This window comes from Alteraurantiacibacter aestuarii (assembly GCF_009827405.1).
Taxonomy (GTDB): Bacteria; Pseudomonadota; Alphaproteobacteria; order Sphingomonadales; family Sphingomonadaceae; genus Alteraurantiacibacter; species Alteraurantiacibacter aestuarii.
The window spans coordinates 298723-321128 of sequence record NZ_WTYY01000004.1 but is presented as its reverse complement, the minus strand read 5'-3'; the positions used below and the strand labels follow the sequence as shown (position 1 = coordinate 321128).

Here is a 22406-nt window from a genome sequence, read left to right as displayed (position 1 = left end):
AGTCCGGCAGCGCCGGGGCAGGCATCAATCGAGCGACGAACCTCCGGGAGGCTGCAACTGGGCCGCATCCTTCAGCATCTTGGTGTAATCGCCCGAGATGATCATGCCGAGTGAGAGCGCTTTGACCGCCGCCATCGTCCGGTCAGAAACATCAAGCTTGGCGAACAGCCTGCGGACATAGACGTCCACCGAAGAGGGCGAAATTTCAAGCAGTTCCGCGATTACCGAATTGCTCTTGCCCTGTCCGATCCAGTGCAGGACTTCCAGCTCCCGATTGGACAATGCCGGGATCGTGACGGTCCTGGGCACAAGCCTGCAATAGCGCTGGATTGAGGTCTGGCCCAGCGAATGGATGCGCATCAGCGCGATCCCATCGGGCGTGGGCGCATCCTTGGACAGCACTGCCCCCAGGAAGCCACTGCGCCCGTTCGGGCCGAAACAGGCCACCGCCACTCCGCGCGCCAGACCGTATTTCGCAGCTATCGAGAGGTAGCGGCGTTCCTTGGGAGACAGTTTCTCATCGCCCAGCTGGTCTGGCCACACGAAGGCCTCAAGCCTGTCTATGGCAATGCGCGGCAAAGGGTCGATCAGGTGCAGGCGCGCGCGGTACTGGCGCTCCCATATCCACGGCAAGCCAATATTGGTGACGATGCGGCTGACGCGAGCGTCGCCGGTAATCGGCGCAACGTAATATGCAGTTGAAATACCAAACAGTTCGAGCGCATGCATAGTATTGCGCCGTATCGACACAACATCCGGGCTATCTGCGACAGCCCTCAGCCTTCGCGGGAAATCCTCCGCGTCCAATTGCATGCCCCTTCCCCAAGTCAGGAACTGCTTTCATCGGAAACAACGCGGCTATTTTCCTACGTCATTCCGAACGAATATTACAAATGCCACTTCGAGAACTCCTGCGCAAGGTGCTTGCAGGTCAGCTTCCAATCAACTCCCAGTCAACTCTGGGCCAATGGCGGCACGTGACGATCGACCACGAACGCCGCAGCCAGGATCAGGATGGCGCTCAGCGTCAGAACGGTAAAGAAGGGAATCACGCTCTGCCCGCCAAGTTGCAGCAGCGTTCCGCCCAGGCCGGTTGCGGCAACAGCGCCCACCCGGCTCATGAAGATGCCAAAGCCAATGCCCGCAGACCGGCAGCTTTGCGGATAGCCGGCAGTCATCACCACATACATGCCGGCAATGCTGGCGCTGAACACCGCGCCCGATGCCCCGATCAGCGATACCACCAGCAGGCGCTCTCCTGCATCGGGCGCAGCGGGAAGAGCCTCCACCGCCAGCCCCAGGGCGATCATCAGGCCCACCAGCGACACGCTGAGGCAGATCATCACGATGCGCGATCCGAAGCGGCGGATCAGCAGGCCCACCAGGATCGATCCGATCATCGACGTTATGCCGCCAATGGCAACCGCTTCGCCCGCATCGTCCAGCGTGAAGCCGGCTGCGGTCAGGAATGTGGTCGACCAGCTTAGGATCGAATAGGCGACCATCGCCGCCCCCGCAAAAGCCACCCCGATGCCTATGTTCATGCGCTTGTTGCTGGCGTGCAGGACACCGATCGATTTGCCATCCTTGCCATCGGTATCATGCGTTTCGGCAACCAGTTCCACCTGATCGTCCAGCACCAGTGCGGCATTCCTGCGCGCCTGATCGATCTTGCCCCGCGACAGCAGGTAGGATGGACTGTCCCGCATGCCGACCAGGATGACCACCACCAGCGCCATTGTCGCCAACCCGAAAATAACGAATGCGCCGCCCCAGCCATTGGCTGCGGCAAGGTCTGGCCCAAGCCAGCCGACGATAGTGCCGCCCACCGGCGTGCCGACGGAAAGCGTGCTGACGACCACAGGTCGCCAGCGATCGGAAAGCCATTCACCCGCCATCGCCAGCGCATTGGCATAGGCGCCGCCGAAACCAAGCCCGCCAATCAGCCGCCAGAAGGCCATCGACCACACCCCGTCCGCGCCGCCTGCGCCAATGGTGGCGAGCGAGAAGACCAGCGCGGCAATCGCCAGTGTGTAGCGCCTGCCGATGACATCTCCCAGATAGCCGCCGCCCCATGATCCGATGCCAAAGCCGATCAGGGCGGTCATCATGGCAATGCCAAAGGTACTGCGATCGACGCCGAAGTCCTCCATCACCAGCGGGGCGACAATGCCCAGCAATTGCAGGTCTATGCCGTCGCACACCAGCACCAGCATGCAGATCGCCACGGTCACGAACTGGAATGTCCGCATCGGAGATCGATTGAGCGCATCGATAAAGGACATCGGCGCCTGTGGAACGGGTGGGGTCTGGCTGGCCATTCTACTGTCCTCCCGCAGGTGATTTGGAGCCAAGGTCGAGCGCCATGTCTTCCTTGTTCTCCTTTGGCACCGGCCGGTTGCCCGGGGCCATCAGGTTGCGCACCATATCCGCGCGCATGCCTTCGAATTTCAGCCTGCCCGGCGTTGCCTCGTCACTTGGGAAGGCGTCCTCGATCTCACGGTGGCGCTGCTTCACTTCATCTAGGAATTCGCGGTTGGTGAAGATGTAGAAACGGTTTTCCTTGATCGCTTCCACCACCGCGCGGCCGGTATCTTCGGGATCGATGGCACCGCGCATCGCGTCCCACAGGTCCTTCAGGAATTGCGGGGCGTTTCCCTCGTCAATGGTGGGATCGTCCTCTGGCAGCGGGACCAGCGCCGTGCGCGTCGCGCCGGGGAACAGGCAGGATACGCCAATGCCCTTTTCCGCCAGCTGGATGCGCAGGCTTTCAGAGAAACCGCGGACGGCATATTTTGCCGTCGAATAGGCCGCCAGGCCGGGCAGCGGGACCATCCCCGCCATCGAACTGGTGTTGACGATATGCCCGCCCTCGCCCTGTTCGCGAATGATCGGCGCAACGATCTTGGTGCCGTTCACCACACCGCCCAGATTGACCGCGATAGCCTTGTCCCAGGCATCGAAATCGGGACTGGCAGCCGTGCCGCCGCCGTTGACCCCGGCATTGTTGCACAGCACGTGGATCTTGCCGAAATGCTCCAGCGTCTGGTCCACCGCCGCCTTCAGGCTGGTGCGGTCGGCAACATTCGCCTTGACGAAGAACACCGCATTATTGCCCGAAAGCTCGGCCCTGGCCTTGGCGATGTGGTCATCGCTCCAGTCTGCCAGCGCAACCTTCATGCCTTCAGCCAGAAAGGCCTTTGCCATGCCCAGGCCGATACCGCTGGCACCGCCAGTGATAAAGGCGACCTTGCCCGTCAGATTCTCCAATGATTCCTCCCCGAAATCCCTTTTCCTCGTGCTTTGTGTGGCAGAGGCTTGCGCCCGCGTCTATGGAGTTGCCTCACGGCTGATCAGCCAGACGAAGTCCGGAGCGTGCCATGCCCATTTCCCTTTACGCCGCCACCATCCCATCCACCCTGCAAATCATTGGCGCGGCCAGGGGCTGGCTGGACAAGGCGCAAGCCAGCGCGCTTTCGGAAGCCGAAGTGCTGGACGCCCGGCTGATCGATGACATGCTGCCCTTCGCCTATCAGGTCAAAAGCATGTCCGTGCATTCGATGGGCGCGATTGAGGGCCTGCGCGCGGGCGTGTTCTCGCCCGATTTCAGCGAGCCGCCATCCTCCATTTCCGGCTTGCGCGACCAGCTGGAAGAGGCCGAGAGCTATCTGAACGACCTGACCGAAGAGGAGATGGAAGACTTCATCGGCAAGGACATGCGCTTTGAAATTGGCGAGCGGCGACTGGATTTTACCGCCGAAGATTTCCTGCTCACATTCAGCCAGCCCAACTTCTATTTCCACGCCACCACCGCCTATGACATCCTGCGCGCCAAGGGCGTGGCCGTGGGCAAGCTGGACTATCTTGGCCGGATGCGGCTGAAGCGCTGAAAGGACCCGGCCAATGACATTTTCTCTCTATGACGCCGTCGTTCCCAGCTATCTCCAGACCCTGCGCGGCACCATCGGCTGGCTGGGCAAGGCCGAGGAATTTGCCGCGACCAATGGCAAGGAGGAGGCCGAGATGATGGCCGCGAGCCTGGCGCCTGACATGTTCCCCTTCAACCGCCAGCTGCGGGCCTGCGCCATGCACAGCCAGGGCGCGCTGGAAGGCGCGTTCAAGGGCGTGTTCTCTCCCGACCTGTCCCCGCATCCGGAAAGCTTTGCCGGCTTGCAGGAACGACTGGAAGAGGCGCTGGCCTATCTCGAAGCGCTGGATCGGGCGGAGGTCGATGCACTTACAGGCAAGCCGATGCGTTTCGAATTCGGCGAGACGAAATGGCCCTTTACGGCAGAGAATTTCCTGCTCAGCTTCAGCCAGCCCAACTATTATTTCCACACCACCACCGCCTACGCCATCCTGCGCAATCAGGGCATGGCGATCGGCAAGATGGACTACATCGGCAAGATGCGGATGGAAGGCTGAGCGGCGGGGGCCTGCCGCCCCCGCCTCAGGTCAGCCCGTAACTTCCAGCACCATGTTGGTGGGCGTTTCCGCCGCGCGCTTCACAGTGTTGAAGCCTGCTTCTTTCAGCACCTGTGTCAGGCGTTTCTGCCCCGCCTGTGCGCCCAGTCCCAGCCCCACATCCTGCGCCAGTGAGGCGGGCGTGCAGACCATGCAGGAGAAGCCGTAGAAGATCTGCCCGATGACGTGCATGTTCTCTCCCATGCTGTCTCCCGCCATCGGTTCGACCAGCATGAACGTGCCATCATCCTTCAGCGTATCGCGGATATGGCGGGCAGCGCCGACGGGGTCACCCATGTCGTGCAGCGCATCGAAAATACATGCAAAATCAAAATCTTCGCCCGGATAATCCTGCGCCTTCGCCACGCTGAATTCCACATTGGCAACACCCGCTTCGGCGGCCTGCGCGCGCGCCTGCTCTATCGAGGGGGCATGGAAATCGAAGCCGTGGAAGGTGGAATTGGGGAAGGCCTTGGCCATCAGCACGGTGGATGATCCGTGGCCGCAGCCAATATCGGCCACCTTGGCGCCCGCCTCCAGCTTCTCCTTCACGCCGCCAAGCGCCGGGATCCAGCTGTCCACCAGATTGGCCGCATAGCCGGGACGGAAGAACCGATCAGTGCCGCAGAAGAGGCATTGCGAGTGATCCGACCACGGCCGCCCCTCGCCCGATTTGAAGGTCTCCACCGCTTCCGCGTGCATTTCATATTGCGCCACAATCGCCTGGATGAAGCCCTGCATGCAGGCGGGCTGGCCCTCGCGCGTGAAGATCAGCGCCTGTTCGGGGGTAAGTTCGAAAGTCTCCGCAACAGGGTCGAAATCGACATATCCGGCGGCGGCAATCGAGCCGAGCCATTCGTGCAGGTATTTGGCGTTCATGCCGGTCCTGGCGGCCAGTTGTTCGCAGGTCATCGGGCCTTCGCCGTCCATCGCCTCGAACACACCCGCCTGGTCCCCCATATAGGCCATGAACAGGCTGACTGCGCCTGCCACATCGCCGATTACCTTGCCTGCCATTGCTTCGACTTTTGCCATGTCGATCTGCTCGCTCATGTCGCTCTCCCAAGTGCTTATCAGTGTGATCACATTTCACATGGGCCAGACCTAACACATTCCGGCCGCCTTTCGGAATGCGATTGCCCGATTTGCGCGGCCCAAGACAAACTCAAGTAAAAGCGCCGAAAAATGATATATGATTGATAATTATTTTACCCCTTCTCGGTAATTGCACGGACAGGGTAATTGGGTGAGGGACATGACCAGCTTGGAAGACGCGCAGAGCATTGGAATGCGGACAGGGCAGTTTCGCACTGCCTTGTTTTCATTGCAGGGCGTAGCGGCGATTATGCTGGTGCTGGCCATGACTACGGTCGGGATCACTCAGTTGCTTCTACTGGTCGGAACCTTCACGCTTGTTGCCATCCAGTTTATCATTTCGCGCCTTCTGGGGCACCGCAGCGGCCTGCAGATTGAGCAGCACCGCTATCTGACCATTCAGGCGCGCAAATCGCGCCAGCAGGTCGAAGAGCTGTTCGCCATGACCGACATGCTCCAAAGCGCCGAAAACCATGAGGATGCAGGCGCAGTCCTTGAAGCAACCAGCCGCAGCCTGCTGCCGTCATTTTCCGGCGCGCTTTATGTGTTCAACAATTCCCGTGACCGCCTCGATCTGGCCAAGTGCTGGGGGCACGATGGCGAATTCGATCCCGCCGATGCGCTGCTGCCGTCCAATTGCTGGGCGCTCAAGCGTGGCAAGGTCCATGTCAATGACATGAAGGCGGGCAGCCTTTGCTGCACCCATCACGTGGGAACGGACGCCACCATCGAAGTGCCGATGGTGGCGCGTGGAACGATCCACGGCCTGCTGATGTTTGGCTGTCCTGCTGATACGAATGGCAAGGAGCAGCTCAAGGACAATTCGCGCATCGCCCGCGCACTGGCCGATTCCATGTCGCTGGCGCTGTCCAACATTGCCCTGCGCGAGAAGCTGCGCACGCAGAGCCTGCGCGATCCGCTGACCGGGCTTTACAACCGCCGTTACATGGAAGATTCGCTCGAACGCTACCTCTCCATGGCGGAGCGCGATGGCGATGCGACTTCGGCAATCATGATCGATCTAGACCATTTCAAGGCGCTCAACGACAAGCACGGTCATGCCAAGGGCGACGCGGTGTTGCGCGATGTGGCGGGCCAGCTGGTCGGAGGTCTGCGCCCGTCCGACGTGGTGTGCCGCTATGGTGGTGAGGAAATCCTCGTGATCCTGCCCAAATGCTCACTCGACGAAGCTACGGGCCGCGCGGAGTTCTTGCGGGCCGCAGTGGAGGCGCTGAGCGGTTCGCACGGCGCCGCAATCAGCGCGTCTTTCGGCGTGGCCAGCGTTCCTGAAACCTCCAACGGTCCGGCCGATCTGGTCGCCATGGCCGATGCTGCGCTTTACCAGGCCAAGCGTGCGGGCCGCAACTGCGTGCAGGCAGCGCTTGTCCGCGAAGAGAAAAAGCTCGGCTCGCAGATCGTTGAAAGCAACTCCCCCCGCCTCGCCGTAGGCTGAACAGGCACTTCAGCCCACGGTGGCAAACCAGATGGTATGCCGCGGCCCCTTGTTGTTGGGGCGAGCACGCTCCGAGCGCACCTCAACCTCAAAACCAGCCTTGCGCAGGCGGTGCGTGAAACGCTCATCCGTGGCGGCTGACCATACGGCAAACACGCCGCCAGGGTTGAGGGCAGCCTTGGCCGCGCGCAGGCCGGGAAAGGAGTAGAGCCGCGTATTCTCGGAGCGGACGATGGCGTCCGGCCCGTTGTCGACATCGAGCAGGATCGCATCGAATTTATCGATGGTGCCATCGGCTGCATCATCGATCAGCGCGGCGACATCGCCCATTTCCAGCTTCAGGCGCGGATCGTCCAGGCAATCGCCCGTCAGTTCGGCCATGGGCCCGCGCGCCCATTCGATGATTTCGGGCACCAGTTCGGCCACCACCACCTGCGCCTTCGGCCCCAGACGGGAAAGCGCCGCACGCAGGGTGAAGCCCAGGCCATAGCCGCCGATCAATATGCGCGGCTGCGGGGCGGCCACGCGGTCCAGCGTCAGCTGCGCCAGTTGCTCCTCGGAAAACTGCATGCGCGTGCCCATCAGCTCGTTACGGCCGAGCATGACGATGAAATCGCGCCCGTGCGAAACCAGCTCCAGCGTCTCTCCGCCCGGGATCTGCGCCGTGGCCAGGTGAATTCTGGGAAGCATCTGCAAGTCTCCTGCTGAAATGCAAAAGGGCCGCGATCGCTCGCGGCCCTCTCACGTCAGACCTTGTCGGCCTTAGTCGTCCTTGAGGAAGGCGGGCATATGGTCGGGGCCGCTGCCACCGCCATTGTCACCGCCACCGTTGTCGCTGCCGCCATCACGGCGCGGTCCACGATCACGATTGCCGCCGCGATCGCCACCGCGGCCACCACGATCACCGCCGCCACGGGGGCGACGATCGCCACCGCCGCTGCGCGGACCACGATCACGATCACCGCCGCCTTCACGCTTTTCACGCGGGGGACGGCTGTCTTCCAGCTCTTCACCGGTTTCCTGATCGACAACGCGCATCGACAGGCGAACCTTGCCGCGCGGATCGATCTCGAGAACCTTGACCTTAACTTCCTGGCCTTCGGTCACGACATCGCTGACCTTCTCGACACGCTCGTTGCGCATTTCGGACACGTGGACGAGACCGTCCTTGCCACCCATGAAGTTCACGAATGCGCCGAAATCGACGATGTTGACGACCTTGCCGTTGTAGATCTTGCCCACTTCGGCCTCTTCCACGATGCCTTCGATCCAGGCCTTTGCGGCTTCGATCTGGGCATTGTCGGAGGAGCTGATCTTGATCAGGCCTTCGTCATCGATATCGACCTTGGCGCCGGTTTCAGCCACGATCTCGCGGATGACCTTGCCGCCCGTGCCGATAACGTCACGGATCTTGGCCTTGTCGATCTGCATGGTCACGATGCGCGGGGCATGCGCGGAAAGCTCGGTGCGGGCAGAACCCAGCGCCTTGTTCATCTCGGCAAGAATATGCGCACGACCGGCCTTCGCCTGCTCCAGCGCCTTGCCCATGATTTCCTGCGTGATGCCGGCAACCTTGATGTCCATCTGCATGGTGGTGATGCCGTTTTCGGTACCAGCCACCTTGAAGTCCATGTCACCCAGGTGATCTTCATCACCCAGAATGTCGGACAGCACGGCGAACTTGTCACCTTCCAGGATCAGGCCCATCGCGATGCCGGAAACCGGGCGATCGATCGGAACGCCGGCATCCATCATCGACAGACAGCCACCGCAGATCGTCGCCATCGAGGACGAGCCGTTGGACTCGGTGATGTCGGACAGGATGCGGATCGTATAGGGGAAGTCTTCACGGCTAGGCAGCACAGGGTGCAGCGCACGCCATGCCAGCTTGCCGTGGCCGATTTCGCGGCGACCCGGAGCACCAAAGCGGCCCACTTCACCGACCGAATAGGGCGGGAAGTTATAGTGCAGCATGAAGCTGGTGTAGGTCAGGCCTTCCAGCCCGTCGATCATCTGCTCGGATTCCTTGGTGCCCAGCGTGGTGGTGCAGATCGCCTGCGTTTCACCGCGCGTGAACAGCGCCGAACCATGCGTGCGCGGCAGGAAGCCGACCATGCTTTCGATCGGACGGACTTCGTCCAGCTTGCGGCCATCGATACGCTGGCCATCTTCGAGGATGGCGGTACGCACGATATCGGCTTCCAGCTTCTTCACCAGCTTGCCGGCGGTCATCTGCGTCTGCCCATCGGCACCGGCATAATGATCCTTGGCCTTGGCGCGTGCAGCGTTGAGCGCTTCGGAGCGGGCAGACTTGTCGGTCAGCTTGTAGGCAGCGGCAATATCCGCACCCACGATGCCGCGAAGTTCTTCCTTCATCGCAGCCTTGTCGTCCGAGCTGTCGATTTCCCACGGAGCCTTGGCAGACTGTTCGGCCAGCTGGATGATCGCACCGATGACCTTGCGGGCCTCGTCATGCGCGAACATCACGGCGCCGAGCATTTCTTCCTCGGTCAGTTCCTTGGCTTCGGATTCAACCATCATCACCGCGTCCTGCGTGGCGGCGACGACCAGGTCGAGCCGGCCCTCTTCGTCCAGGGCGACATTCAGGCTGGGGTTGAGTTCATATTCGCCATTGCGATAGCCGACGCGGCAGGCGCCGATCGGGCCCATGAAGGGCACGCCCGAAATGGTCAGCGCAGCAGATGCCGCAATCATCGCCACCATATCGGCTTCGGTCTCACCATCATAGGAGAGGACCTGACAGATCACGTTGATTTCGTTGTAGAAACCTTCCGGGAACAGCGGGCGGATCGGACGGTCGATCAGGCGGCTGGTCAGCGTTTCCTTTTCGGTCGCACCGCGCTCACGCTTGAAGAAACCACCCGGGATACGGCCGGCAGCAGAGAATTTTTCCTGATAGTGAACGGTCAGCGGGAAGAAATCCTGGCCTTCCTTCACCTTCTTGGCTGCGGTTACTGCGCACAGCACCACGGTTTCGCCATAGGTCGCCAAAACGGCGCCATCGGCCTGGCGGGCAATACGGCCCGTTTCCAGAGTGAGGGTTTTGCCGCCCCACTCCAGCGATACAGTTTTCGTGTCGAACATATTTATCCTTCGAACCCGCAAGGCCCTATTGCCAGGCGGGGTTTTCTGCCGGGGATACCGTCCCGGTCCGGTTCAGGGCCTTTTGAACGCCCCTAGGCCCCTTCACCGAATTGCGAAGGAAACCTGATAAAGTGAAAGGGCGGCCCCTTGGAGCCGCCCCATCGAAAGTCTTACTTACGCAGGCCCAGTTTCTGGATCAGCGTGTTGTAGCGTTCCACATCCTGGCTCTTGAGATAGGCGAGCAGGCTGCGACGCTTGTTGACCATCTTCAGCAGGCCACGACGCGAATGGTTATCCTTGTGGTGGGCCTTGAAGTGATCGGTGAGGTTGCGGATACGCTGGGTCAGGATCGCGACCTGTACTTCCGGCGAACCGGTGTCGCCCTTGCCAACGGCGTTGTCCTTGATGATTCCAGCTTTTTCTTCGGCAGTTACCGACATTACCATTACTCCGCAGTATCTTGCATGTTGAAACCCCTGACGATTTTGGTCGTCCCGGACGTAATCTCGATCAGCGCGACTGGCACATCGGCCAGCTTCGCAAGATAGAGCCCGTCTGGTTGGGGCAATCCGGAAATGACCCGGCCCTGTCGGGCCGCCTGCGCGCTTTCCGGATCGAGGGGAAGGGCCGGGATACCGTCCAGCCCCGCCTCCAGCGGCAGGAGGTGGTCTTCAAGTCGCGCGCCGTTACCGATTTCGTTCAGTTTGTCCAGCGAAATCGCCTGATCTTCACTGAACGGACCGGCCTTTGTGCGGCGCAGATAGGTCACATGGCCCACCGTACCCAGCGCATGAGCAATGTCGCGCGCCAGGGATCTTATATAGGTGCCCTTGCTGACATGTGCCACCAGCGTGACGCTATCCGCCAGTTCCAGCGGCATGGAAGGGTCATAGGGATCGGGCCGTCCCGCAGTGGTAGCAAAGGCGGACGTGACCGCATCGCTCTGCCCTCCCCCGGCAAATCCTTCCGCCCTTCCCCCGGCCAGGCCAAGCGAATGAATGGTGACGCGGCGCGTCTTCAGCTCCACTTCCTCGCCCGCGCGGGCCAGGTCATAGGCACGCCTGCCGTCCACCTTCAGCGCGGAATAGGCCGGCGGAACCTGTTCGATCTCACCAGTGAAGTGCTCGCAGATGGCAGCAACGGCAGCCAGCGGCGGGCGGCGTTCCGATGTCGTCACCACATCGCCCTGCGCATCGAGGGTGGAGGTCTCTTCACCAAATGCCAGGGTGAATTCGTAGATCTTGTCCGATTCCAGCATGCGCCCGGCCAGCTTGGTCGCCTCGCCCAGCGCAATCGGCAGCACGCCTTCGGCCAGCGGATCGAGAGTGCCGCCGTGGCCCACCTTGACCTTTGCATATCCGGCCTGACGCAAATTGCGCTTCACCGCGCCCACGGCCTGTGTCGAGCCAAGCCCGTGCGGCTTGTCCAGGATCAGCCAGCCATTGGGCGGCGCGCGTGTCCCTGCCTCACGTGTCACAGGCCCGAAATCGCCTCGGCCAGACCGAGGTATTTCTCCAGCAGCCAGTTCACCGGCACACCGACGGTGTTCTCCAGAATGCCCAGCTGCGGGAAGAACCACACGCTGGCGACCAGCGCGAAGAAGAACATCATGCCAAAGGGCCGCAGCCGGTTGTAGGTCTCACCCCAGCTGGGGGGCAGAAGACCCTCGACAATATGCGACCCATCAAATGGCGGGATCGGCAGCATGTTGAACACCGCCAGGAAGATGTTGATGAGGATGAAGTAGAACAGCGCCTGCGCGCCATATCCCGCCTCCCCGTTCATCCCCAGCCCCAGCTTGGGAGCAAACAGGCCCAGCGCAATAGCGCCCACCAGTGCCAGCAGCAGGTTGGTCCCCGGCCCGGCAGCAGCCACCGCCATCATTCCGAAGCGCGGATTGTCGAGCCTCTCCTTGATTACGGGAACCGGCTTGGCCCAGCCGAACGCCGGTCCGCCTGCCAGCAGCATGGCGCCGGGCACCAGCAGCGTGCCAATGGGGTCCACATGGCGCAGCGGATTGAGGCTGAGACGCCTGCGTTCCTTGGCCGTGGGATCGCCCAGCAACATCGCCACATAACCATGGGCAACTTCGTGAAAGACGATGGCCACGATCAACGCGGGCACCAGCAGCAGGATCTGAATGATTGTGTCTGTCATATGGGCTTGCGGGTTAGCAGATGGGGACTGCTGCGCCACAGGTAAAGACCCGGGCGATTAAACAGCGCTTAGCTATATATCCCCAGCGCCTGCGCAAAATGGCGGCGGCACAGCGCGAGATAGCGCTCATTCCCGCCGATTTCGGTCTGCGCGCCCTCGCCCACTGGCCGGCCCGCTTCATCCACGCGCAGGTTCATGGTGGCCTTGCGCCCGCAGTGGCACACGGCCTTCAGCTCCTCCAGCGCATCGGCAATGCCCAGCAATGCGGCGGAGCCGGGGAACAGCGCCCCCTTGAAATCCGTCCGCAGGCCGTAGCACAGCACCGGGATACCCGCCTCATCCGCCACGCGGGCCAGTTGCCACACCTGATCGGGGGCGAGGAACTGCGCCTCATCCACCATTATGCACGAGAGCGGGGTGGCCGTGTGCTGCTCACCCACTTCGGTCCAGAAATCGGTCGCGGGGTGATAGCGATGCGCCTCCGCCTCCAGCCCGATACGGCTGGAAATGGGCATGCCCTGCGATCTGGTATCGAGGCTGGCGGTCCACAGCATGGTGGCCATGCCGCGTTCGCGGTAGTTGAAATCAGCCTGCAACAGGGTGGTGGATTTGCCGGCATTCATGCTGGCGAAGTAGAAATAGAGCTTGGCCATCTGGCCTAGTCATCCTCACCCAGATCGCGGGAGACCTTGGGATCGCGCAGCAGCTGCTCGATCCGCCCCGCCTCATCAAAGCTTTCGTCTTCCATGAAGCGCAGCTTGGGCGCGAATTTCAGGCCCAGGCGCTTGGCCACTTCGCGCTGGAAGAACGCGGTGTTGACCTGCAGGGCCTTGATGACCACCGCCTCATCCTCGCCCAGCAGCGGCTTCACATAGACCTTGGCATTGCGCAGATCGGGCGACATGCGCACTTCGGTGACGCTGACGGCATGGGCGGTAAGCACTTCATCATGCACTTCCTGCCGGGCCAACAGTTCAGACAGGATATGGCGTACGCGCTCACCCACCTTGAGCAGGCGGACGGACTGGTCTTCGGGGGCGGAGTGCTTGGGCATTACTCTTCCAACTTGTCCAATATGCGTTGCAGGCTGCGCATGTTGCGCGCCGTGCCGCGGCAATCGAGCTTGCGCTCCATGAAGGCGCTGGTCAGCCGGGAGCTGCCCACGCCATCGACAAAATCGATATAGAGGCAGCGATCCCCGATGGCGATCCTTTCGCGCCCGCGTCCTTCATAACCTGCCAGCATCACCTGAAATTGCGCCGGATCGGCCTGCTTTTCCAGAAACAATGTGTGGACCTGATTGTCCTGCCCGTCAGCCGCAAAGGGATTGTCGGCAATGGCACTGCGCACCTCAGCCGCATTGCGCACGGCGGCAAAGGTTTCAAAGCCAAAGTGCTCCTTCACGATCCACGCGAGCATTTCGCTCAGGCCTTCGGTGGGCCGTTCATCATAGGAGAACAACACGTTGCCGCTGGCGACAACGGTCTCGATATCCTCCAGGTCCTCACGCTCCAGCGCCTCGCGCAGATCTTCCATCTTCAGCCGGTTTCCACCGACATTCATGGCTGCGAAGAAGGCGACGTACCTTTCCATTCAGTATGCCGCCCTCCTTGGACGCAGGACTATTAAAGCACCCGTTCGCGCAGCTCGATCTCGAACACTTCGAGGCTGTCACCCGGCTGGATGTCATTCGTGTCTTCCAGCACCACGCCGCATTCCAGGCCGGTGCGGACTTCATCCACATCATCCTTGAAGCGCCGCAGCGAGGCGATGGTGGTGGCCGATACGATGACGTCGTCGCGCGTGAGACGGGCGTGGAGGCCCTTGCGGATAACGCCTTCGACAACCAGCAGACCAGCCGCCTTGTCCTTCTTGCCGGACTTGAACACTTCCTTGACATCGGCGCGGCCGACAACGTGTTCGATCTTCTCCGGGCCAAGCTCGCCAGCCATCTCCTTGGCGATCTCATCGGTCAGGTGATAGATCACATCGTGATACTTCATCACCACGCCATCGCGCTTGATCAGGTCACGCGCCTTGGCATTGGGACGCACGTTAAAGCCGATGATCGGCGCCTTCGATGCTGCTGCCAGGGTCACGTCGCTTTCGGTGATCGCACCCACGCCCGCATTCAGAACGCGGACCTTGATGAGATCGTTGGAAAGGTTGTGCAGCGCGGTAACGATCGCCTCTACCGATCCCTGCACGTCGGCTTTCACCAGCACGGGGAATTCGACCACATCACTCTGCAGGCTGCTGAACATCGTGTCGAAATTGGTCGGGGCGAGCGCGGTACGCTTTTCTGTCGCCTTTTCCTTGCGATATTGCGCCACTTCGCGGGCGCGCTGTTCATTCTCGACCACGGTCAGCACGTCACCCGCGGCAGGAACGCCGCCAAGGCCCAGCACTTCCACCGGCATTGACGGGCCGGCTTCCTTGATCTGCTTGCCCTGGTCATCAACCAGTGCGCGCACACGGCCGCTCTGCGTGCCGACAACGAAAGTGTCGCCGCGCTTCAGCGTGCCGCGATTGACCAGCACGGTGGCCACGGGGCCGCGGCCCTTGTCCAGTTGTGCTTCGATCACGGTGGCTTCGGCATCGCGGTCCGGACGGGCCTTCAGCTCCAGCAGTTCTGCCTGCAGCAGGATCTTTTCGATCAGCTCATCCAGGCCGGTGCCCTTCTTGGCGGAGATTTCGACGTCCTGCACATCGCCGGACATGTCCTCCACCACAACTTCATGCTCCAGCAGGCGCTCACGCACCTTCTTGGCATCGGCTTCGGGCTTGTCGATCTTGTTGATCGCCACGATCATCGGCACGCCGGCAGCCTTGGTGTGATTGATCGCCTCAATCGTCTGCGGCATGATGCCATCGTCAGCGGCGACCACCAGGATCACGATATCGGTGACATTGGCACCGCGCGCGCGCATCTCTGAAAAGGCAGAGTGGCCCGGCGTATCGAGGAAGGTGATCTTCTTGCCGTCCTTGGTGGTGATCTGATAGGCGCCGATATGCTGGGTGATACCGCCAGCTTCGCCCTTCACCACATTGGCACCGCGCAAGGCATCCAGCAGGCTGGTCTTGCCGTGATCCACGTGGCCCATGATGGTGACGACAGGCGGGCGTTCCACCAGTGTTTCTTCCGGATCGGTTTCGACATCGTGGACGATGTCGATATCGCTTTCGGACACGCGCTGGATGTTGTGGCCAAATTCCTCGACCAGCAATTCCGCCGTATCCTGATCGATCGTCTGGTTGACGGTGACCATCATGCCCATGTTGAACAGGGATTTGACCAGGTCGGCACCCTTTTCAGCCATGCGGTTGGCCAGTTCCTGCACCGTGATCGCTTCGGGCACGACAACTTCGCGCACCTGCTTTTCACGCGGCTTGGACGTGCCGCCGGAATGGGCCCGGCGTTCCTTTTCACGCGCACGCTTGAGCGCGGCGAGCGAACGGGCGCGAGCGCCTTCATCTTCGTTGAGCGCGCGGTTGACGGTCAGCTTGCCGCCGCGGCGCTTGTCACGCTCGCTGACGCCAGCACCGCTGCCGCCACCACCGCCGCCGCTGCCCTTGCCTGCAGCCTTGCGATCCTGCTTCTTCTCAGGGCGCTTGGGTTCGGGACGGGCAACGGGCGTAAACCTGCGCGGTGCGGGCGGGGGTGATCCGGCCTCGGCACCAGCTTCGGCTGGCTCAGCCTCGGTTTCCTGCACTGCCGTCTCTTCCTGAGCGGCAGTTTCCTTGGCAACCTCGGCATCGCTCTCGCGCTGCTTGACGGCCTCAACCTCGGCCTTGCGATTATCATCGGCGCGGCGCTTTTCCTCTTCGGCAGCCTTGGCCTTGGCCTCTTCCTCGCGGCGACGCGATTCCTCGGACTGGCGCAGGCGATCTTCTTCGGCCTCGCGCTGCAGGCGGGCGACGCGTTCCTGCGGAGTTTCCCCGGCTGGAATCTTCTTGGCCGGAGCCTTCTTGGCAACCGGAGCAGGTGCCGGAGCGGGCGCGGGCGCTGGTTCGGGAGCAGGCGCAGGCGCGGGCGCCGCATCCTCTGCAGGAGCGGAGCCGGGCTTGGTCAGCTTGCGACGACGCTTCACCTCGACCGCAACCTTGTTGGTGCGACCGTGGCTGAAGGTCTGCTTGACCTCTCCCGCATCGACCGAATGCTTCAGCCCCAATGGTTTGCGGCTACGCTTCGGTGTTTCTTCACTATCGCTCATACGCCTAAACTTTTCCTTCAAAATCAATCAGTCGTCGCAGGTTCGTGCGCAGCTTCACCAGCTGCGCCGTCACTGCTGTTGCCGGCTTCGTCACCAGCCCCCAAAAAGGCCTGCAAACGCCGTAGCGGAATCAGGACCCGCTCAGCCGATGCGCGATCGGCCAGCGCCAGATGGACGACATTGTCGCGGCCCAATGCCACAGACAAGGCCATGCGGTCCAGTGGCAGCCTGTCGCCAGTCTCGCCGCTGCCTTCCGCATCCATTCCCACCCGCCAGGCCTGATCGAGCTTTTTCGATCCATCCTCGCTGGCGTCACTGGCATGGTAAAGCGCGGCGACCTTGCCCATCCGCGCTTCGTTGGAAATCCTGTCAGAACCCAAGATAAGCCGTCCTGCGCGCATTTCGAGGCCCAGCCTCTCCAAAACCGCACGTCGCAGCGCATTTTCGAGTAGGACAGGCAAATCTTGCGGGATCGCCAGCTTTCCATCGCGGAAGGACCGCGCCAGGGCAGCCTTGAGCTGGCCCTTGTCCATTGCCTGCTGCAATTCGGCCCGGCTCACACCGATCCATGCCCCGCGCCCCGGCGCACGCGCCAGCGCATCGGGCAGGACATCGCAGATACCTTGCGCGTTGGGAGGAGAGATCGCCAGACGCAGCAGTTCATCGCGGCAGGCGGTCCTGCCGGTCAGAATGCAGCGCCGTTCAGGAGCTTCCTTGCCCCCGCCGCGCTTTCCGGTTCTGTCGGAACCTAGCGGCTCATTGTGAGGATTCCGCATCAGCGGCCTCCTCTGCTTGGGCTTCGGCCTTGGCAGCAGGAGCTGCCTTTTCCTCATCCTCGAACCAGTGCGCACGAGCGGCCATGATGATCTCATTGCCCTGCTCTTCGCTCAGACCATAGCTGCCCAGAACGCCGCCCTTGTCCTCCTGGCGCTGCGAACGGCGCAGCGGAGGCCCATCGGCATTCTGTCGGCGGCGCGGTGCTTCGCGCTTCTTGGCAATCAGCTCATCGGTGGCCAGATCGGCCAGATCGTCCAGCGTCTTGATTCCGGCCCTGCCCAGCACCACCAGCATTTCCTCTGTCAGGTGCGGGATTTCGGCCAGCGCATCTTCCACGCCCAGTTCGCGGCGGGTGGCGCGGTGCACCTCTTCCTGCCGCTCGAGCGCTTCGGTGGCACGGCTCTGGAGCTCTTCAGCCAGCTCATCGTCGAAACCTTCGATCGCGGCCAGTTCGGCGAGGTCGACGTATGCGACTTCCTCCAGCTCGGCGAAGCCTTCGGCCACCAGCAGCTGAGAGAGTGTCTCGTCCACGTCCAGCTCTTCCTCGAACATCTTGGAACGCTCGGCAAATTCCTTGCTGCGCTTCTCCGAGGCTTCTTCCTCGGTCATGATGTCGATCTGGCTTTCCGTCAGCTGGCTGGCCAGGCGAACGTTCTGTCCGCGGCGGCCAATGGCGAGCGAGAGCTGATCATCGGGAACAACCACTTCGATGCGGCTTTCGTCCTCGTCCAGCACCACGCGGCTGACCGTAGCCGGCTGCAACGCGTTGACCACGAAAGTGGCGGTATCTTCGGACCAGGGGATGATGTCGATCTTCTCGCCCTGCAATTCCTGCACCACCGCCTGAACGCGGCTGCCCTTCATGCCGACGCAGGCGCCGACCGGATCGATGCTGGAATCGTGGCTGATCACGCCGATCTTGGCGCGGCTGCCCGGATCGCGGGCAGCGGCCTTGATTTCGATGATGCCGTCATAGATTTCGGGCACTTCCTGCGCGAACAGCTTCTTCATGAATTCGGGATGGGCGCGTGACAGGAAGATCTGCGGACCGCGATTGTTGCGCTCCACCTTCAGGATCAGCGCACGCACGCGCTCACCCACGCGGGCAGCCTCACGCGGTATCTGCTGGTCACGGCGGATCACACCTTCGGCACGGCCAAGGTTGACGATCACATGGCCGAATTCGACCGACTTGATCACCCCGGTGATGACTTCGCCGGCGCGGTCCTTGAATTCTTCATACTGACGCTCACGCTCGGCATCGCGGACCTTCTGGAAGATCACCTGCTTGGCGCTCTGCGCATCAATGCGGCCCAGGTCCACCGGGGGCAGCGGATCGACGATGAAGTCACCCACCTGCGCGCCGGGCTGGAGCTTTTCGGCCTGCTTGAGATCGACCTGCTTGAAGTAGTCTTCCACTTCCTCGACCACTTCGACCACGCGCCACAGGCGCAGATCGCCGGTCAGCGGATCGAGCTTGGCGCGGATATCGTTCTCCGCGCCGTAACGGCTGCGCGCGCTTTTCTGGATCGCTTCTTCCATCGCCTCGATAACGATCGACTTGTCGATCATCTTTTCCGAAGCGACAGCCGTGGCGATCGCAAGCAGTTCTGCCTTATTGGCGGAAATGGGGGTGGCCATTTTTTCGCTTAAGCCTTTTCTTCTTCGTTTTCGTTTGCTTCTTCGATTTCGTCCGCGCCCGAGCTGTCGAGCGGCTGGGTGGCGGCGATCAGCCGGTCAGTCAGGACCAGTTGCGCCGCATGAATGTTTTCCAACCGCACGGTAACCGCACCGGAATCCTTGTCATCAATCGTGACAACATCGCCTTCGATGCCAATGATCGGGCCGACCAGCCTGCGACGGTCGTCCACTTTTTCCACCAGCGATATCTTGGCGTCATGCCCGGCCCAATTGGCGTAATCCTTGGGGCGAACCAGAGGGCGGTCGATACCGGGGCTGCCGACTTCCAGCATATATGCCCCTTCGACCAGCTCCTCGCCGCTTTCCTCAATCGTATCGATCTTGGCGGAAATGGCGCGCGAAAGCTGGGCGCATTGTTCCATGATCATCTGCCCGGTGGCGGGATCTTCCGCCATGACCTGCAGGGTCCGATTCTCACCCGTGCCCATCAACCGAACGCGCACGAGCTCAAAGCCGAGCGTTTCGGCTTCGTGGGCGATCAGATCGGTCAGGCGCGCAATATCGGCCATAAAACTCCAGCGGCGGTCTAGTCGAACAATGTGACAAAGCGGATTTGGCCGGCCCCTTGCGGCGCCAGCATCACGGCTTTGTAATCACAATGTCGGGATTGATGCGTCAGTTAGTCGCAGTCGGGATATTTTGCAAGCGCGTTCGGCAGTGCATCGGCTTTCGCGCATCAGACAGGCGGGGCCGCGAATAGACCCGATGTGACGTGGGCGGACCTGGCACTATCTGCCAGTCCGCCCACTTATGCGCCCGCAGGCGCCGGTATGAACATGCAATCGACCGCTGCCTCCCCGTGGCGGCAGCCGAAAGCAAGGGCAGGTCAGGACCCGCCGTTCACCTGATTCATGGCCGCTGCCGTATCCTCGAAGCGGTTAACCGCTGCGTCGGCTTCTTCCAGCGGATTGCCGATACCAGCTTCTTCGAGGTAGCCGGATGCTTCACTGACGATATCGTCAACAAAGCTCGACTCATCGGCCTGAGCAACCTGGACCGAGCTCTGCTGGACAGACCACGGACTGTTGGATTGCTCCTGCTCTTCTTCACCATTCGGCGTCATCACGAAGACCGCGATAGCACAAACAGCAACGGCACCGACTTTGTGCCTGACGATATAGCGTGCGAATGAAAACATAGTAGAAACTCCCCTGAATCCGAAAGTTTGATACCATGCCCCCCTTACCTGCCCGTTAACTCAAAGTTTTATGGATGGTAACCAATTGCACGTAGTTGATCGTTAACCATCAGTCCCCTGATCGGCTGGACTATTGGTGATGCCGTGCTTTTTCAGACAATGGCGCAACTGGTCATAGGACAGGCCGAGCGCCTTGGCAGTCTGGCGCTGGTTCCACCTGTGGCGGCCGAGTGCATGCTGCAAAATCGCCTTTTCGTGCAGGTCCACAGCCCCGCGCAGATCATCGATGGAATCGAAATCCGTTGAAGCATGGGCGCGTGCAGGCGCGCTGTCATGTGCCCGGTGTTGCGGTGCCAGATTGTCCAGTGCCTGGGACTGGGGCGAAGGTTTCCACGGCGAATCAAAGGGATCGAATACCATGTGGGCAATCGGCTCTGACCAGTCATCCCACCGGTAAACCGCGCGCTCCACTGCATTGCGCAATTCGCGCACATTGCCCGGCCAGCTGTGGGTCTCCAGCGCCTCGGCCACATGCTCGGCGAAACCGGGCCATTCCTCCCAGCCCAGTTCAGCGGCCATGCGGCGCCCGAAATAATCCGCCAGCACCTCGATATCGCCTTCGCGCACACGCAGCGGCGGAAGCGTGATGACTTCGAAACTGAGCCGGTCGAGCAGGTCGGGACGAAAGCGCCCCTCCCTCGCCAACCGCGGCAAATCCTCGTTCGTGGCCGCGACGATGCGCACATCGACACGGATCGGCCGCGATGATCCGATGCGGGTAACTTCACCATATTCGACGGCGCGCAACAGCCGCTCCTGCGCCCCCATCGACAAGGTGGCCAGTTCGTCCAGGAACAAGGTCCCGCGGTGCGCCTCCTCAAAACGACCCTCGCGCGCCCGGGTGGCACCGGTGAAAGCGCCCGCCTCATGGCCGAACAGTTCGGCTTCGATCAGCGTTTCGGGCAAGGCCGCACAATTGAGCGTGACCAGCGGTTCTTCCCAGCGGTTGGACAGGCGATGCAGGCGCTCGGCAATCAATTCCTTGCCCGTTCCCCGCTCTCCGATGACAAGGACTGGCCGCGCCATCGGCGCTGCCCGACTGGCGCGTTCGACCGCATCAAGGAAGGCCCCTGACTGGCCGATAAACTGGCTGTCTCTTTCCACAACCAAGATATAGCAAATTTCGCCAATGCTTGGCAATACATCCCATATTCATCCAGCCATGCCGCAGCAAAACAGCCTGATTTCCGCGCGATTGCGCAAATTGGCACGCCCTTTGCAATGTTGAGGGTAACTTGGAAATCAGGAGGAATTCATGTTCGATCAACGCTTTCTTGCCAGCAAAACCGGCGCCGCCGCGCTGGTGAGCATCGCCGCGATGATCGCCTTCAACTTTTTCGCAATCGCGCAACAAGAGGGTGTTACATCGCACCTGATGCTGGTTGCCGTGCCACTGGTTGAACTGGCGTGAACGAAGACAATCGCAACCCCCTGACCCCGATTGGCATGGGCCGGGACGACAACGCCGCCTCGCGTATTGACCGCGAGATAGAGCGTCTGCGCACCAGCCCCACGCCAACCCGCAATTCGCTATCAGCCGGAGGAAACTGGATGGGCATTTTTTCGCGTACCCGAGACATCATCGCGGCCAATTTCAACGAATTGCTCGATCAGGCAGACGACCCCTCCAAGATGATCCGCATGATCATCCTGGAAATGGAGGAAACGCTGGTCGAAGTGCGCGCCAGTGCAGCGCGCACCATTGCCGACCAGAAGGAAATGCACCGTCACACGGTGAAGCTGGACAAGCTCCAGTCCGACTGGTCGGAAAAGGCACAGCTGGCCCTGTCGAAGGATCGTGAGGATCTGGCCCGGGCAGCCCTGCTGGAAAAGAAGAAGGCCAGCGACATGGCCGACCAGCTCAAGCAGGAAATCGCCGTGCTGGATGATGCGCTGCGTGCGTACGAGCAGGATATTCACAAGCTGCAGAACCGCCTGCGCGAAGCCCGCAGCCGGCAGAGCCAGATCGCGGCCCGGCTGGAAAGCGCCGAGAACCGCGTCAAGCTGCGCAGCCTGATGACCAATGAGCGGGTGGACGAGGCGCTGAGCCGGTTCGACCAGCTCGAACGCCGCGTCGATTATGCCGAAGGCCGCGCCGATGCGCTTGGCATTTCCAACAGCACCCCCAGCCTGGCCGATGAATTCGCCGCGCTGGAAGGTGGCGACAAGATCGATGACGAACTGGCTGAGATGAAGCGCGCCCTGGGCAAGGGCAACGAAGACAAGAAGCAGGAGGGATAAG

General features: G+C 61.5%; 23 protein-coding genes. 5 read left to right on the top strand and 18 right to left on the bottom strand.

What is annotated here, in order from left to right; all coding sequences use genetic code 11:
* Positions 1–24: 24 nt before the first annotated feature.
* From GRI32_RS09850 to GRI32_RS09840, 3 genes are all read right to left on the bottom strand, one after another.
* Positions 25–729 carry a helix-turn-helix transcriptional regulator gene (locus tag GRI32_RS09850; protein WP_160591736.1) on the bottom strand — a complete coding sequence of 235 codons (705 nt, stop codon included), beginning with the start codon at positions 727–729 and terminating at the stop codon, positions 25–27.
* 224 nt (positions 730–953) lie between these two features.
* Positions 954–2321 (bottom strand): MFS transporter, encoded by a 1368-nt coding sequence (locus GRI32_RS09845; RefSeq protein WP_160591734.1) that lies wholly within the window; start codon positions 2319–2321, stop codon positions 954–956.
* A gap of 1 nt (position 2322) precedes the next feature.
* A complete protein-coding gene (locus tag GRI32_RS09840) occupies positions 2323–3270 on the bottom strand; it encodes an SDR family oxidoreductase (RefSeq protein ID WP_160591732.1) in 948 nt (315 codons plus the stop codon).
* Positions 3271–3380: 110 nt separating this feature from the next.
* Here GRI32_RS09840 and GRI32_RS09835 point away from each other — a divergent pair, with 110 nt between their 5' ends.
* Both GRI32_RS09835 and GRI32_RS09830 read left to right on the top strand, forming a co-directional pair.
* Positions 3381–3890 carry a DUF1993 domain-containing protein gene (locus GRI32_RS09835; protein WP_160591729.1) on the top strand — a complete coding sequence of 170 codons (510 nt, stop codon included), beginning with the start codon at positions 3381–3383 and terminating at the stop codon, positions 3888–3890.
* Between the two features lie 13 nt (positions 3891–3903).
* Positions 3904–4425: a DUF1993 domain-containing protein gene (locus tag GRI32_RS09830; RefSeq protein WP_160591727.1), complete on the top strand. Its 522-nt coding sequence runs from the start codon at positions 3904–3906 to the stop codon at positions 4423–4425.
* Positions 4426–4455: 30 nt separating this feature from the next.
* Here GRI32_RS09830 and GRI32_RS09825 read toward each other — a convergent pair whose 3' ends face one another.
* Positions 4456–5517 carry a class I SAM-dependent methyltransferase gene (locus GRI32_RS09825; RefSeq protein WP_160591725.1) on the bottom strand — a complete coding sequence of 354 codons (1062 nt, stop codon included), beginning with the start codon at positions 5515–5517 and terminating at the stop codon, positions 4456–4458.
* Positions 5518–5824: 307 nt separating this feature from the next.
* On the opposite strand from GRI32_RS09825, the gene GRI32_RS09820 reads away from it, so the two are divergent.
* The gene (locus GRI32_RS09820) at positions 5825–7012 is read left to right on the top strand and encodes a GGDEF domain-containing protein (RefSeq protein WP_160591723.1); all 1188 of its coding nucleotides are present in this window, start codon (positions 5825–5827) and stop codon (positions 7010–7012) included.
* Between the two features lie 9 nt (positions 7013–7021).
* Here the strand turns inward: GRI32_RS09820 and GRI32_RS09815 are convergent, their stop codons facing one another.
* The 14 genes from GRI32_RS09815 to pspF all read right to left on the bottom strand — a co-directional run bounded on the left by GRI32_RS09815 (position 7022) and on the right by pspF (position 21268).
* Positions 7022–7702, bottom strand: coding sequence for a spermidine synthase (locus tag GRI32_RS09815; protein WP_160591721.1), 681 nt, complete (start codon positions 7700–7702; stop codon positions 7022–7024).
* Between the two features lie 72 nt (positions 7703–7774).
* Positions 7775–10117, bottom strand: a complete 2343-nt coding sequence (gene pnp, locus GRI32_RS09810) for a polyribonucleotide nucleotidyltransferase (RefSeq protein WP_160591719.1) — start codon at positions 10115–10117, stop codon at positions 7775–7777.
* 170 nt (positions 10118–10287) lie between these two features.
* Positions 10288–10557 (bottom strand): 30S ribosomal protein S15, encoded by a 270-nt coding sequence (gene rpsO / locus GRI32_RS09805; protein WP_160591717.1) that lies wholly within the window; start codon positions 10555–10557, stop codon positions 10288–10290.
* A 5-nt stretch (positions 10558–10562) separates the two neighbouring features.
* Positions 10563–11594 carry a tRNA pseudouridine(55) synthase TruB gene (truB, locus tag GRI32_RS09800; RefSeq protein WP_160591715.1) on the bottom strand — a complete coding sequence of 344 codons (1032 nt, stop codon included), beginning with the start codon at positions 11592–11594 and terminating at the stop codon, positions 10563–10565.
* Positions 11591–12274 carry a site-2 protease family protein gene (locus GRI32_RS09795; RefSeq protein ID WP_160591711.1) on the bottom strand — a complete coding sequence of 228 codons (684 nt, stop codon included), beginning with the start codon at positions 12272–12274 and terminating at the stop codon, positions 11591–11593. Before GRI32_RS09795 ends, truB begins: the two co-directional genes overlap by 4 nt.
* Before the next feature lie 68 nt (positions 12275–12342).
* Complete coding sequence (locus GRI32_RS09790; RefSeq protein ID WP_160591709.1) at positions 12343–12927, bottom strand: thymidine kinase; 585 nt, start codon at positions 12925–12927, stop codon at positions 12343–12345.
* A gap of 5 nt (positions 12928–12932) precedes the next feature.
* Positions 12933–13328: a 30S ribosome-binding factor RbfA gene (rbfA, locus tag GRI32_RS09785; RefSeq protein WP_160591707.1), complete on the bottom strand. Its 396-nt coding sequence runs from the start codon at positions 13326–13328 to the stop codon at positions 12933–12935.
* On the bottom strand, positions 13328–13867 hold the full coding sequence (locus tag GRI32_RS09780) for a DUF1697 domain-containing protein (RefSeq protein ID WP_160591705.1): 540 nt from the start codon (positions 13865–13867) through the stop codon (positions 13328–13330). The genes rbfA and GRI32_RS09780 overlap by 1 nt, the downstream gene beginning before the upstream one ends.
* 32 nt (positions 13868–13899) lie before the next feature.
* Positions 13900–16488, bottom strand: a complete 2589-nt coding sequence (gene infB / locus GRI32_RS09775; RefSeq protein WP_160591703.1) for a translation initiation factor IF-2 — start codon at positions 16486–16488, stop codon at positions 13900–13902.
* Positions 16489–16511: 23 nt separating this feature from the next.
* Positions 16512–17264: a DUF448 domain-containing protein gene (locus tag GRI32_RS09770; protein WP_160591701.1), complete on the bottom strand. Its 753-nt coding sequence runs from the start codon at positions 17262–17264 to the stop codon at positions 16512–16514.
* A complete protein-coding gene (nusA, locus tag GRI32_RS09765) occupies positions 17245–18906 on the bottom strand; it encodes a transcription termination factor NusA (protein WP_160591700.1) in 1662 nt (553 codons plus the stop codon). The genes GRI32_RS09770 and nusA overlap by 20 nt, the downstream gene beginning before the upstream one ends.
* 8 nt (positions 18907–18914) lie before the next feature.
* Positions 18915–19475, bottom strand: coding sequence for a ribosome maturation protein RimP (gene rimP / locus GRI32_RS09760; protein ID WP_160591698.1), 561 nt, complete (start codon positions 19473–19475; stop codon positions 18915–18917).
* Positions 19476–19792: 317 nt separating this feature from the next.
* On the bottom strand, positions 19793–20104 hold the full coding sequence (locus GRI32_RS09755; protein WP_160591696.1) for a hypothetical protein: 312 nt from the start codon (positions 20102–20104) through the stop codon (positions 19793–19795).
* 102 nt (positions 20105–20206) lie between these two features.
* Entirely contained in the window at positions 20207–21268 is a 1062-nt protein-coding gene (gene pspF, locus GRI32_RS09750; RefSeq protein WP_160591694.1) for a phage shock protein operon transcriptional activator, read from the bottom strand.
* A 151-nt stretch (positions 21269–21419) separates the two neighbouring features.
* On the opposite strand from pspF, the gene GRI32_RS09745 reads away from it, so the two are divergent.
* Positions 21420–21575 (top strand): hypothetical protein, encoded by a 156-nt coding sequence (locus GRI32_RS09745; RefSeq protein WP_160591692.1) that lies wholly within the window; start codon positions 21420–21422, stop codon positions 21573–21575.
* Between the two features lie 35 nt (positions 21576–21610).
* On the top strand, positions 21611–22405 hold the full coding sequence (pspA, locus tag GRI32_RS09740; RefSeq protein WP_202386032.1) for a phage shock protein PspA: 795 nt from the start codon (positions 21611–21613) through the stop codon (positions 22403–22405).
* The last annotated feature ends 1 nt before the right edge of the window (position 22406 follow it).

Bases quoted from the DNA above. Each gene is read 5' to 3' on its own strand.
- nusA (WP_160591700.1), bottom strand. From the start codon at position 18,906: ATGGCCACCCCCATTTCCGCCAATAAGGCAGAACTGCTTGCGATCGCC.
- GRI32_RS09845 (WP_160591734.1), bottom strand. From the start codon at position 2,321: ATGGCCAGCCAGACCCCACCCGTTCCACAGGCGCCGATGTCCTTTATC.
- infB (WP_160591703.1), bottom strand. From the start codon at position 16,488: ATGAGCGATAGTGAAGAAACACCGAAGCGTAGCCGCAAACCATTGGGG.
- rpsO (WP_160591717.1), bottom strand. From the start codon at position 10,557: ATGTCGGTAACTGCCGAAGAAAAAGCTGGAATCATCAAGGACAACGCC.
- rimP (WP_160591698.1), bottom strand. From the start codon at position 19,475: ATGGCCGATATTGCGCGCCTGACCGATCTGATCGCCCACGAAGCCGAA.
- GRI32_RS09820 (WP_160591723.1), top strand. From the start codon at position 5,825: ATGACTACGGTCGGGATCACTCAGTTGCTTCTACTGGTCGGAACCTTC.
- GRI32_RS09770 (WP_160591701.1), bottom strand. From the start codon at position 17,264: ATGCGGAATCCTCACAATGAGCCGCTAGGTTCCGACAGAACCGGAAAG.
- GRI32_RS09795 (WP_160591711.1), bottom strand. From the start codon at position 12,274: ATGACAGACACAATCATTCAGATCCTGCTGCTGGTGCCCGCGTTGATC.
- GRI32_RS09815 (WP_160591721.1), bottom strand. From the start codon at position 7,702: ATGCTTCCCAGAATTCACCTGGCCACGGCGCAGATCCCGGGCGGAGAG.
- GRI32_RS09780 (WP_160591705.1), bottom strand. From the start codon at position 13,867: ATGGAAAGGTACGTCGCCTTCTTCGCAGCCATGAATGTCGGTGGAAAC.
- GRI32_RS09850 (WP_160591736.1), bottom strand. From the start codon at position 729: ATGCATGCGCTCGAACTGTTTGGTATTTCAACTGCATATTACGTTGCG.
- GRI32_RS09825 (WP_160591725.1), bottom strand. From the start codon at position 5,517: ATGAGCGAGCAGATCGACATGGCAAAAGTCGAAGCAATGGCAGGCAAG.
- rbfA (WP_160591707.1), bottom strand. From the start codon at position 13,328: ATGCCCAAGCACTCCGCCCCCGAAGACCAGTCCGTCCGCCTGCTCAAG.
- GRI32_RS09755 (WP_160591696.1), bottom strand. From the start codon at position 20,104: ATGTTTTCATTCGCACGCTATATCGTCAGGCACAAAGTCGGTGCCGTT.
- GRI32_RS09830 (WP_160591727.1), top strand. From the start codon at position 3,904: ATGACATTTTCTCTCTATGACGCCGTCGTTCCCAGCTATCTCCAGACC.
- pspA (WP_202386032.1), top strand. From the start codon at position 21,611: ATGGGCCGGGACGACAACGCCGCCTCGCGTATTGACCGCGAGATAGAG.
- pnp (WP_160591719.1), bottom strand. From the start codon at position 10,117: ATGTTCGACACGAAAACTGTATCGCTGGAGTGGGGCGGCAAAACCCTC.
- GRI32_RS09745 (WP_160591692.1), top strand. From the start codon at position 21,420: ATGTTCGATCAACGCTTTCTTGCCAGCAAAACCGGCGCCGCCGCGCTG.
- GRI32_RS09835 (WP_160591729.1), top strand. From the start codon at position 3,381: ATGCCCATTTCCCTTTACGCCGCCACCATCCCATCCACCCTGCAAATC.
- GRI32_RS09790 (WP_160591709.1), bottom strand. From the start codon at position 12,927: ATGGCCAAGCTCTATTTCTACTTCGCCAGCATGAATGCCGGCAAATCC.